The following is an 11,033-nucleotide window of genomic DNA, read 5'->3' as shown; positions in this document are numbered from 1 at the left end:
TATTTTTAACGATGAAGCGGCAAAAAAGAGTCCTGTCCCTGCGGGCTGATGACACCCCTTGCTTTGATTGTAGTACAGAAGCTTATGTACGACTCGACTTTCAATGAACGCTTGTACTCCGTTTGCTCCTTGCAATTCGTCGTTTAAGCGTTTTGCTAAAATTTTAGGTATCAGACTTAGGACTAGTTGATGACACGTTGTGGTATATAAGCTGATTTTTGTGGGGAAAAATAACATTGATAAAATAAAACTCTGTTATGATTACAGACTCCAATCCAGTACGCGCTCACGAGTTGGCTATGAAATCTACCGCAGACAATACAACACGACACCCCTCACCTTTTTTGAACTCTGTTCCCAAAAGTTTGCTTTTAGGCTTGTTGACAGCCAGTCTGATGAGCGTTGGTATGTCTGCACAAGCAGGTGGCGGCGAATACTGTGGCTCTAACTTTTCGTTAGACAATCGCTACTACAATGCCTGTCAGATTAACTTTCCCACCTTAGATACTGGCAATGACACCCAGACCAATTTGTATTTATTACTTGCCGATAAGGGCTTAATCACCTTTGATGAGCCTGACACGCTACATACCAGCGGTTATTATTATGACTTTCCGCTTAACTTACGCACATTAAAGCACGCGGCAGTAAATCAAGTACAAAATCCCAATCAGTCTTTTTTAGAGCCCTCTAAAACCAGCAATTATGCTGAGTACTGTAATAGCTTTTATACAGGTAAAACAGCGCTAGAAAACGCGCTAACACTAGATCAGGCATTAACCCCAAAAGAGCGCGCACAACTGATGCAATTTCGTGACGCCATTCGCAGTGAGTGTACCGATTCATTTAATGATGAGACCGCTGCGCTCAAAGATACTGCTACTTTTCCGTTAAAGTGGTCTGTCCACGCACAGCCCTACGCGGACTACATCATGGCGACACAACTGTTTTATTTGGGCAAAAAATCAGACTTTGATAGCGCGCATAACCTATATAGCGCGTTGACCACGCTTGATGCGGGGGATAATGCAGGACGCGCTTGGCTGCTCGATACGGTCAACTATATGCTGATTCGCACAGGCATCAATCGTATTTATCAGCAAGGCGCGCAAGATTATTTTTATGACCATAAAACGGTTGACCTAAGACTGTTTGCCAGCACGCAAAGCGCCATCAATACTTATCTCAGCCGCTTTAAAAAAGGGCAGTATACGGCATCCGCTCGCGGATTACAGCGCCGACTCTATTGGCTGTCAGGGAAGCAAGAACAATTGGTTGATGAAATAGAATGGCAAATTGAGCATACAAATTCATTGGCCTTTAACCTAGACAGTCGCCGCTTGCCAGAAGAGATTGAGAGACGATTGTTTTTTCCAGATAGTGATAAACAAGTCGATATCAATGTGCTTAATGACCCCATATTGCTGACCAGTTTTGCCCTATATCGTCTACGACCTGCCAGCAACTTCATGAACACCAAACCCATAACATTGGCAGCGCTTGAGCGTCTAAAGCCCAAGTTTAAAGGCAGTATGGACTTGTATCAGTATCTGATCGCGACCTATTATTTTGTACAAGAAAATAATCCAGAACGCGCCCTAACCTATTTGCCCACCGCTACGCCAACGGGTAAGCTGTCTTATAATCAATTTAGCCAATACGTTTTAAAAGCAAAAGCATTACAGCAACTCGGGCGCACCGATGAAGCCAATACCCTATGGCAGCAGCTACATACCTTGCCCAAGCAGCCGTTTCAAAACACCGTTACTGAACTGGCATTAGCACTGCATGCTGACAAGACCAACGATTACCGTTCATTGTTTACTGATACCAGTATACAATCACAAGCCTTAAAGATGCGCGTCATCAAATATTCAGCCGACCCTACCTTACTAAAGCAAATTGCAGACAATCATGCAAATACAAACGCACTGGGTGCTGAGGCGCGTTACGCGCTGCTCGCCAAATCACTGATACATGGACGCTACGACGATTATTTAACCTACCAGCAGCGTTATTTGCCAAAGGACGCCCAAAAATATCAAGGCTATAGCAGTAAGGATGAGACCTTAAAGCACCTCCCTACTTTTAGTCAATTTAACTGGCAAGGTAAACAAATCAGCCCTAATATTAAGTGTCAAAACTTGACAACCACGGTGACGCGCCTCAGTAAACGCCCTAACGACAGACTACAAACCTTGTGTCTGACCGAGTTTATGTATGATACCGATTTGACTAGCTACCTCGATGACTACGACAAAGAGTCTCGCTATATTGTTGACGATGATCCAAGTAAGCCCTATCCGTACTTAGGTGACGTCCCCAGTCGCTTCTCAGGTCAAACACTCAGCAGACTCGATATCTACCGCGCCATATTTACAGACAGTCAAGATGACGAGCTGTCCGCCTATGCGCTGCATCGTGCCATAGGTTGTTTTGCCAGCTCGGGTAACAACCAGTGCGGTGATAAGCAGGTTGATTTGTCTGTGCGCAAAGCATGGTTTAAACGTCTCAAATCTGACTTTAGCCAAACCACTTGGGCAAAAAACCAAAAGTACTATTGGTAAATATGACGGGCTACTGGTGTGAGTAATCATCTACAAAAGTATCAGCAATTTACGTTTAAGCGATGGCTGTTAGGCTTGCTGGGTCTGGGTATTATTATATTTGCCGCTTTGGTTTACTATCAAGGTACAAGCCGTTTTTCATCTGCGCCATCTAAGCAGATAACGCAGATACCATCACAGGATAGTAATGCCAGTAAAATTGGCTCTATTACCATGCCCACGAACACTACCAATATCCAAGCCAATGATTACCAGCAGTTTTGGCTGTGGACACCGCCCAAAGACAGTACCAAGCTCAGCCAAGCGCATACGTTGTATCTATTACAAGGTGAGATACGTGCGCCCAACATGCCCTATTATCGCCCTGATACCCATGACAATAATGCTCAGGCATTACCAGCGACATTGATAACGCAGGGACTAGGTGTGCGACCTTTACGCGGTAAAAAAATGTGGCTGGTCTACCGTGCGACCAGTCAGACGTGGTCTGAGGACGTCATGCCACAGCTTATAAAGCGCTTAGAGCAATGGCAACGCGCAGGCAATCACGTCATGGGTATCCAAATAGATTATGATGCGCCAACCTACCGATTGGGCGAATACGCCGCTTTGCTTAAGCAGATTCGTCAGCAGCTGCCCGCGCAGTATCAACTCAGTGTGACAGGTCTGCTGGACTGGTCAAACCAAGCCGAAGACTCTCAGTTTATTCAGCTTAATGACGCCATCGACGAGCTGGTGATACAAACTTATCAGGGCTCGACCACCTTGACGAATTATGCGCAGCACCTCATACGGCTAAAAGACCTGCCCTTTGATTTTAAAGTGGGCATCATTGAAGGTGGTCAATGGCAAGGGGCTGCATTTTTAGAAGACAATCCACACTTTCAAGGTTATGTGGTGTTCTTGCGCTAAAAAATAAAAAAACTCAGCACTTAGGCTGAGTTTTTCTTCATCATAATTACAACTTCATAGGATTAAGCCAAGTCACGTACCTTAGGCTCACGCTCCCATAGACGAGATTTTGCATTTTCTACAAAGCTGTCAAGCTCAGCGAGCGGTGTGACAAACTCATCTTTTTCTACAGGAAGTTTACTTAAGATAAACTCATCCGTTGCACCGCAATAAGCAATGGCTTTACAGTGTACATAAGCATCAGTAAACCAATCTAGCGTTGAGCTATCCTCTGCTAGTTTTTTAGCTTGATCCGGCATAATGATACTCACTACCGCATCGAAGAATACTGATGGTGCGCCAGCGACACGCTCATCTGCTTGGATACGCGTATCGTCGTCAAGCTTGACTTCTTTGCTAGGAGCAACAATTTTGACCATACCGCCTTGAGCGTTAATAGCATCTTCAAACTTCTTAACTTGCTCATGGTTTGATCCTTCAGCCACTAAGATACCAACCAAACGGCCTTTTAAGCTCTTAGGCGTACGGCCGATGGTTTGTACAGCCTCTGATGTCGCCATGTCTTGTACAGGCGCTGCCGCATCAGCAGGCTCTGGCAACTCCATACCCAAGGCAGTTGCCACGCGCTTGGCCAAATCTTCATCGATATGCAGCAGGTGGCCAAGCATACGGGTACGTACATGAGGAGTATCTACTTTACCCAGCTCAAATGCGTAAGCCGTCGCAATATGTGCCTGCTCAGCTGGCGTTTGACTGCGGTAGAACATACGCGGCTGGCTATAATGGTCTGCAAAGCTCTCTGCGCGAATACGGCCTTTTACATTATCATCTAAGCGCTCTGCATACGACTCAAAGCCCTTTTTAACGCTTTCACGTGGACGGTCTAGATCTAGACTTTGTGGCTCATAAAGGACACGAGTCTTAGGCACTTGCATTTGCATATGGCCGTCTTGCTGGTTATTGGCAAACGGACATTTTGGCGCATTAATAGGGATTTGCGCGAAGTTTGGCGAACCCAAACGCGACAACTGAGTATCTAAATAACTAAATAGACGGCCTTGTAATAAGGGATCGTTACTAAAGTCGATACCTGGCGGCAGATGCGAAGGACAAAACGCCACTTGCTCAGTTTCTGCAAAGAAATTATCTGGGTTACGGTTCAAGACCATTTTACCGATGATTTTAACAGGCACCATCTCTTCTGGAATCAGTTTGGTCGCATCTAGATGGTCAAATGGAAACTCATTGGCTTCTTCTTCAGTAAATAACTGAACACCAAACTCCCACTCAAAATACATACCGTTCTCTATCGCTTCATACATGTCACGGCGGTTATAATCAGGGTCAGCACCAGATATTTTTACCTCTATCGCTTCATACATGTCACGGCGGTTATAATCAGGGTCAGCACCAGATATTTTTACCGCTTCATCCCAAGTAAGCGACTGTACACCTGCTACTGGCTTCCAATGAAAACGTACAAAGGTACTTTTTCCGTCTTTGTTAATCAAACGATAGCTATGAATACCAAAGCCCTCCATCATGCTAAAGCTACGCGGCAATGCACGATCACTCATAAGCCAAATCAGGTTATGCATCGTCTCTGGGCTTAGCGAGACAAAGTCCCAAAAGGTATCGTGCGCAGATGCCGCTTGCGGAAAACCACGATCAGGCTCTGGCTTGACTGCATGGATGAGATCAGGAAACTTAATAGCATCTTGAATAAAGAAAATCGGCATATTATTACCAACGATATCCCAATTACCTTCTTCGGTATAAATTTTTACCGCAAAGCCGCGGACATCGCGAGGCGTATCTTTTGAGCCTTTATTGCCCGCCACAGTCGAAAAACGCGTAAATAAAGGTATCTGCTTCCCTGTTTCTGTAAGAATTTTGGCGGTCGTATATTCTTCTAACGATTCTGTTAGCTCAAAATAACCATGTGCGGCGCTACCACGCGCATGGACGATACGCTCAGGGATACGCTCATGGTCAAAATGGTTGATTTTTTCACGCAGGACAAAATCTTCTAAAAGACTCGGGCCTCGGCTACCAGCTTTCAAAGAGTTTTGATTATCAGAGATAACGACACCTTGCTGCGTGGTGAGCGCTTTTGTGTCGTCGTCTGCACGTTGGTGAGTCTCGCCGCCATTGCCGCGAGTTGGGTTCATGTCTTTTGCGGGGTCAGTATGATCAAGATGCTTTTTCATAAGATATCCTAGCTGATGAATGAAATGGCCTCTGATGAGACTATCCAAAGCGCGTAAACCCAGTATTTATATCCTTGTATCTATATAGTAACTTCGACTGTCGCTTCATGTTTTATGGGTTACGCAGCGGTTGATGATCTAAATTTTTATTGTTGCTCTTTCGCTACTATGACTGGCAGTGGCAACCGTTCGCAATGTCAACCGCTAGCAATGCCAACCACGGTGCTCATCACTCATCTTACTTAAAAACTTCGCGATTTATGTCACATATATCGTGAAGCTTGTTGATTTTTGGTTAAACCAACGAGCCAAACTCTTAGCACATTACTATCATCAAATATATTGCTAAGTCCTTAACGCTCATGGCAGCGCTCTTTGGATTTTTTGGCTAAAGAATATCGATAGCGTTCGGGCCTATTATCAGTTAAATTATAAGGACAGGCATAAAATAAAGTCAGCCAGCATCAAAGCTGTGGCAAACACTAGCGGCGAGTTCTGATCAAGCAAAATTTTTATAACCATCGCTTATAGCCATCATAAAAGGCCTGATGCATCACTTTGTATAAGGCGGTTCGTAACTGTATTTACGGGCCGTCTTTATTCATCCGTCTAGGGCGTATTGTTCGTTAAGTAAGGAAAATAGCCATATCCAAGCTTTATTGGATATATTCCCTAGTTATAGACAAGGAAGACAGTTATGTTATTAGATAACGACGTATTGCGTGCGCGCATTCGTTTATTAGGATCGTTTTTAGGTGAGGCCATCTCTCGCCAATCTGGGCAAAAAACCTTAGATACCATCGAGACCTTACGCCAAGGTTTTATCCAAGAGCGCCGCGAGCATAACGACGGACAAAAAAAGCAACTTATCGAGCTCATCGCCTCGCTAGACAATCAGACACTAAAAAACGTCATTCGCGCGTTTTCTATTTACTTTTTTTTGGCAAACCTGACCGAAGAAAACTACTTACGTGAGCAGCGGCAAGTGATGCGCGCAGAGTCCAACCAAAGCTGGGAAGGCTCTTTTCGTCGCACTTTATCAGAATGCCGCGAGCGCCAGATCGAACCTGAACAAATCAAAGAGCTCATCGATCAGCTAAAATTTATCCCAGTCTTTACCGCGCACCCTACCGAGGCGCGTCGCCGTACGACGATGAACATCTTGCAAACGCTATACGAACATACCGATGCCATGGGTGTCTATCCTGAGGGTAGTCTCGCCTTTGAGCAGGCCAAACAAAAAACCGCAGAAACCATTGATCTACTATGGTCATCAGATGAGGTGCGGACTCGTAAACCCTTAGTCTATGATGAGATTAATAATGGCCTGCATTATTTTGATGCCAGTCTTTTTACCGCCATACCGAAAGTCTATCGCAATATCAAAGACGCAATCGTAGAAATTTATCCAGAGCTTAGTGACTATGCGCTGCCCGCTTTTGTCAATTTTGGTTCTTGGATCGGCGGCGATAGAGATGGCAACCCCTTCGTCACTCATGAGACCACAGAAATGGCCGTGTTGATGCATGCCAATACCGTGCTGCGCCATTACCAAGTATTGATCCGAAAGCTGCGCCGCCAGCTGATTCATAGCGATAGCATCGTCACCATCGCGCCCGAGATTTATGAGCGAATTAAAGACTATAGCGAGCTGGATCAGCAGGTGTTTTGTTATAACCCTGATGACTACAATCATGAGCCATACCGTAGATTGTTATCACTCATCCTTGCCAAAATAAAAGCCACCAACCAATATATCCAAAGCCAAGGCACAGACGACAATGCAGCAAAAGACGCGTACTTATCGCCGGCCGCACTGTTAGATGACTTACGCCTTATCCGCAAGAGCGTCAACACGCATGATAGCGCCCATGCCGAAGGGCTACTGCTAGATACCATCCGCTTGGTCAAAACCTGCGGCTTTCATCTGGCCGCGCTCGATATTCGCCAAGACTCAGGCTATCATGGCGAGGTCATTGCCGATATTTTTGCCAATGCCTCCAACTTGCCCGATTACAAGGCGCTAAGCGAAGCAGAGCGCCAAGAGTGGCTGACCCGCCTACTACAAAAACCAGGCACACCGCTGATTTATACCGATAATTTAAGCGAACAAACCCGTGAGCAGCTGGCATTGATGCAGTCGGTGGCCAAACTGCGCAAACTGGTCGGCGACGATACTTTTGGCAGCTACGTCATCTCGATGACCAATAACGCCAGTCAACTACTAGAAGTACTGCTGCTAATGCGTTTTGCGGGTTTGTCTGGTATCAATGACGACGGACACTTATTTGCCGCCTTGCCGGTAGCGCCACTGTTTGAAACCATCGAAGACCTCAAAAACATCGATAAAATCATGCCAACGGTACTGGACACCCCCCTGTATCGCGAGCTACTTGAGCACTCAGGCAATATTCAAGAGATTATGCTGGGTTACTCCGACTCTTCTAAAGACGGCGGCATTATCACCTCGGCTTGGCAGCTGTATAGCGCCCAGCAAACCATCACTCGTATTGCCAACCAATACGGCATCAGCACCCGTCTGTTCCATGGCCGCGGCGGCTCTGTCAGTCGCGGCGGCGGCTCAACTCATCAGGCCATTGCCGCGCAGCCCGCTGGTACATTAAACGGACAAATCAAGTTTACCGAGCAAGGCGAAGTGCTCTATGCCAAATACGCTAATCCAGATACAGCAGTGTTTGAGCTGACCATGGGTATCACAGGCGCGCTAAAAGCCAGCTCATCACGCTTTGTGGCGCAGCCGGCCCAGCTCGATAGCTATGAAGCACTGTTTGCAGACTTAGCCGATGCAGGCGAGCAGCAATATCGGGCACTGACGGATAATACAGACGGGTTTTATCAGTTTTACTCCGAGGCCACGCCCGTACAAGAGATCTCTTTACTAAATATCGGCTCGCGCCCTGCCCACCGCAAAAAAGGCTTGCCAAGCAAATCAACAATTCGGGCGATACCTTGGGTGTTTGGCTGGTCATTGGCCCGCTTTACCCTTCCTGCGTGGTATGGCGTGGGCACGGCATTAGAGAGTGTCAAACAAAACGAAGGACTGATGAAAGAGATGAATAAAAACTGGCCGTTTTTTAGCGCCTTTATCAGCAATATCGAAATGGCCTTTACCAAATCGGAGATGAATATCGCCCACGCCTACAGTCATCTGTGCAAAGACGAGCGCTTACGCACAGAAGTCATGCAGGCTGTCGAGCACGAGCACGCGCTTACTCACTCTGGCCTAAACTCCCTGCTCGAGCAAACCTCATTATTGTCCACACAGCAAGAGCTGGCAGCGTCTTTACAATGGCGCAATGCTTACTTAGACCCGATCAACTATATCCAAATCGAGCTGCTCAAACGCATGCGCCAACCCGATAATAAGGATGCTAAAAGTACCGATAAACTGGCGGTAGAAGATCCACTAATTCGCAGTATCAATGCCCTTGCAGCCGGACTGCGCAATACTGGCTAACGCTCAATTTTGATATCGATATTGGTCTTAAGGTAAAAGTAACCGCTGACTTAGTTAGCGGTTATTTTTTGAAAAACCAAAATTTGGTTGTTCGCTGGCATCTGATATTGAGTCATTAATGTTAAATGGTGGGCGTTGGCTAAAGCAGTGATATCTTCTTTATGGCGAATACCGCTATTAAGATCACGCTGCCTTAATGATGAATCAAAGCTTTGATTGCTGGCGCTAGTATAACGCCCATTTTCATTAAATGGCCCGTAAACAATCAGCTTGCCGTCTAACGGTAATGCTTCTCCGGCCAACTCAAATAGCCTCTCAACCAAAGACCAAGCAATAATGTGTAAGGTATTGGCAGTAAAAATAGCGTCATAAGGTGGAGCGTCTTGCAACTTTGGAATAGAATCTGTCGTGAGATTAAATACTAATGGCGCATGTAAATTTGGCGCAGGATAGCTCTCATGCCAAGCTTGTATCACCTGATGATTATCAGTTACATCGCTGGTTTGCCATCGTAGGTGCGGCAAATTTGGCGCAAAATACACACTATGCTGACCGGTTCCTGAGCCTACTTCTAATACATGAGTAGAGTCTTGCAGTTGTTTTTGTAGTACTTCTAGGATAGGCTGTTTATTATTTTCACAAGCTTGTGAAAAAGGTAGTCTGTCTGCGCTACTGATATCGGTATTTCCGAGATTGTCTTTATTCATAACGTTCTTACGATTGCTTTCTTATATATAAATTATCAATCCAAAGCTAATATATTAATAAATACCTGCCTCAACACCAGCAGCTAGCGTCATCGCAAGCTCTTCCACTTGCTCTACAAACACCTCTTGCCAATCACCTTGTAAAATTAGCGCTTCTTGAATCCATTCCCAGCGCAGCCCCGTCGTAATCATTTTCATCGCATTCTTAGTCCCTGTGCCATCGTGTCCTGCGCGAATATATAATGCAAAAGGCAGCCCCTGTTTGTGCTCTAATACCGCGTAATAACAGCGATCGAAGAAATCCTTGGTCAGTCCTGCCATATAAGACAAATTCTCAGTCGTACCTAACAACAAAGCATCTGCAGCTAGTACGTCTTCAGGCTGCGTATCCTGTGGTGCTTTGAGAACCACGTTGATATCTATATCAGGGTGATTAGCACCGTCATGAGCGGCTTGCGCCAACTTTTTAGTATTCGGTGATGGTGCATGCGCGACGATAAGCAAGGTTTTGGTAGCCATATTAATCACCGTTATAAAATATATCAGTTCTTAGAATGAATAGTTACCTTTTGCATAATATCAGGATGGATGCTTTTCGCAACCGGACAAGTCAGCGCAGTGTTATAAAATACTTTTTGTGTTTTTTCATCGAGCTCCTGATTAAAAGAAATAGCAACATGTATTTCACTGACGCGCCTTGGATCAGCTGTCATCACTTTGATCACCTCAGCACTAGTACCTGCAATATCGATTTCCATATCACGGGCTTTAATACCAATGATCGTTAGCATACAGCTTGCCAAGCTCGTCGCTAACAGGTCGGTTGGCGAAAATGCCTCACCCTTGCCATGATTGTCAGTGGGTGCATCTGTAATAATTTCATTGTTTGATTGCAAGTGAATAGCGTTAGTACGCAAGTCGCCTTGATAGGTTACTTTTGAGGTTATCATTTTCATTCCTGTTAAATAGCTTAAACGCACTTTATAAATAGTGTAATGGAATGAACGAATAATAACTAGTAGCCAATCAATACATGAGAACACTGCTTTAACCCATCCCAAAAAAAAAAGCCCCCTTCTACTTTCACAGAAGGGGGCTTTTAGGGAATAGGGAGCTGACGATGACCTACTCTCACATGGCCGGAGCCACACTACCATTG

At 45.5% G+C, this 11,033-nt stretch carries 7 protein-coding genes; 3 read left to right on the top strand and 4 right to left on the bottom strand.

Annotated elements, in window-relative coordinates; translation table 11 throughout:
* Positions 1 to 407 precede the first annotated feature (407 nt).
* Both NK638_RS10380 and NK638_RS10375 read left to right on the top strand, forming a co-directional pair.
* Positions 408 to 2,567: a hypothetical protein gene (locus NK638_RS10380; RefSeq protein ID WP_274632968.1), complete on the top strand. Its 2,160-nt coding sequence runs from the start codon at positions 408 to 410 to the stop codon at positions 2,565 to 2,567.
* A gap of 18 nt (positions 2,568 to 2,585) precedes the next feature.
* Positions 2,586 to 3,479 carry a DUF3142 domain-containing protein gene (locus tag NK638_RS10375; RefSeq protein ID WP_274632967.1) on the top strand — a complete coding sequence of 298 codons (894 nt, stop codon included), beginning with the start codon at positions 2,586 to 2,588 and terminating at the stop codon, positions 3,477 to 3,479.
* Positions 3,480 to 3,541: 62 nt separating this feature from the next.
* On the opposite strand, the gene NK638_RS10370 is transcribed toward NK638_RS10375, so the two are convergent.
* On the bottom strand, positions 3,542 to 5,689 hold the full coding sequence (locus tag NK638_RS10370) for a catalase (protein WP_274632966.1): 2,148 nt from the start codon (positions 5,687 to 5,689) through the stop codon (positions 3,542 to 3,544).
* A 697-nt stretch (positions 5,690 to 6,386) separates the two neighbouring features.
* Here NK638_RS10370 and ppc point away from each other — a divergent pair.
* A complete protein-coding gene (gene ppc / locus NK638_RS10365; protein WP_274632965.1) occupies positions 6,387 to 9,167 on the top strand; it encodes a phosphoenolpyruvate carboxylase in 2,781 nt (926 codons plus the stop codon).
* Positions 9,168 to 9,217: 50 nt separating this feature from the next.
* On the opposite strand, the gene NK638_RS10360 is transcribed toward ppc, so the two are convergent.
* Genes NK638_RS10360 through NK638_RS10350 form a run of 3 tightly spaced genes read right to left on the bottom strand, consistent with a single transcriptional unit; the run spans position 9,218 to position 10,824 of the window.
* Entirely contained in the window at positions 9,218 to 9,874 is a 657-nt protein-coding gene (locus NK638_RS10360) for a DUF938 domain-containing protein (RefSeq protein WP_274632964.1), read from the bottom strand.
* A 54-nt stretch (positions 9,875 to 9,928) separates the two neighbouring features.
* Positions 9,929 to 10,393 (bottom strand): flavodoxin family protein, encoded by a 465-nt coding sequence (locus tag NK638_RS10355; RefSeq protein ID WP_274632963.1) that lies wholly within the window; start codon positions 10,391 to 10,393, stop codon positions 9,929 to 9,931.
* A 23-nt stretch (positions 10,394 to 10,416) separates the two neighbouring features.
* Positions 10,417 to 10,824: an OsmC family protein gene (locus NK638_RS10350; protein ID WP_342454288.1), complete on the bottom strand. Its 408-nt coding sequence runs from the start codon at positions 10,822 to 10,824 to the stop codon at positions 10,417 to 10,419.
* Positions 10,825 to 11,033 lie beyond the last annotated feature (209 nt).

It is taken from the genome of Psychrobacter sp. A3, assembly GCF_028823565.1.
Taxonomy (GTDB): Bacteria; Pseudomonadota; Gammaproteobacteria; order Pseudomonadales; family Moraxellaceae; genus Psychrobacter; species Psychrobacter celer.
Note: the sequence above shows the minus strand (reverse complement) of the source record. Positions and strands in the feature narration are given on the sequence as shown.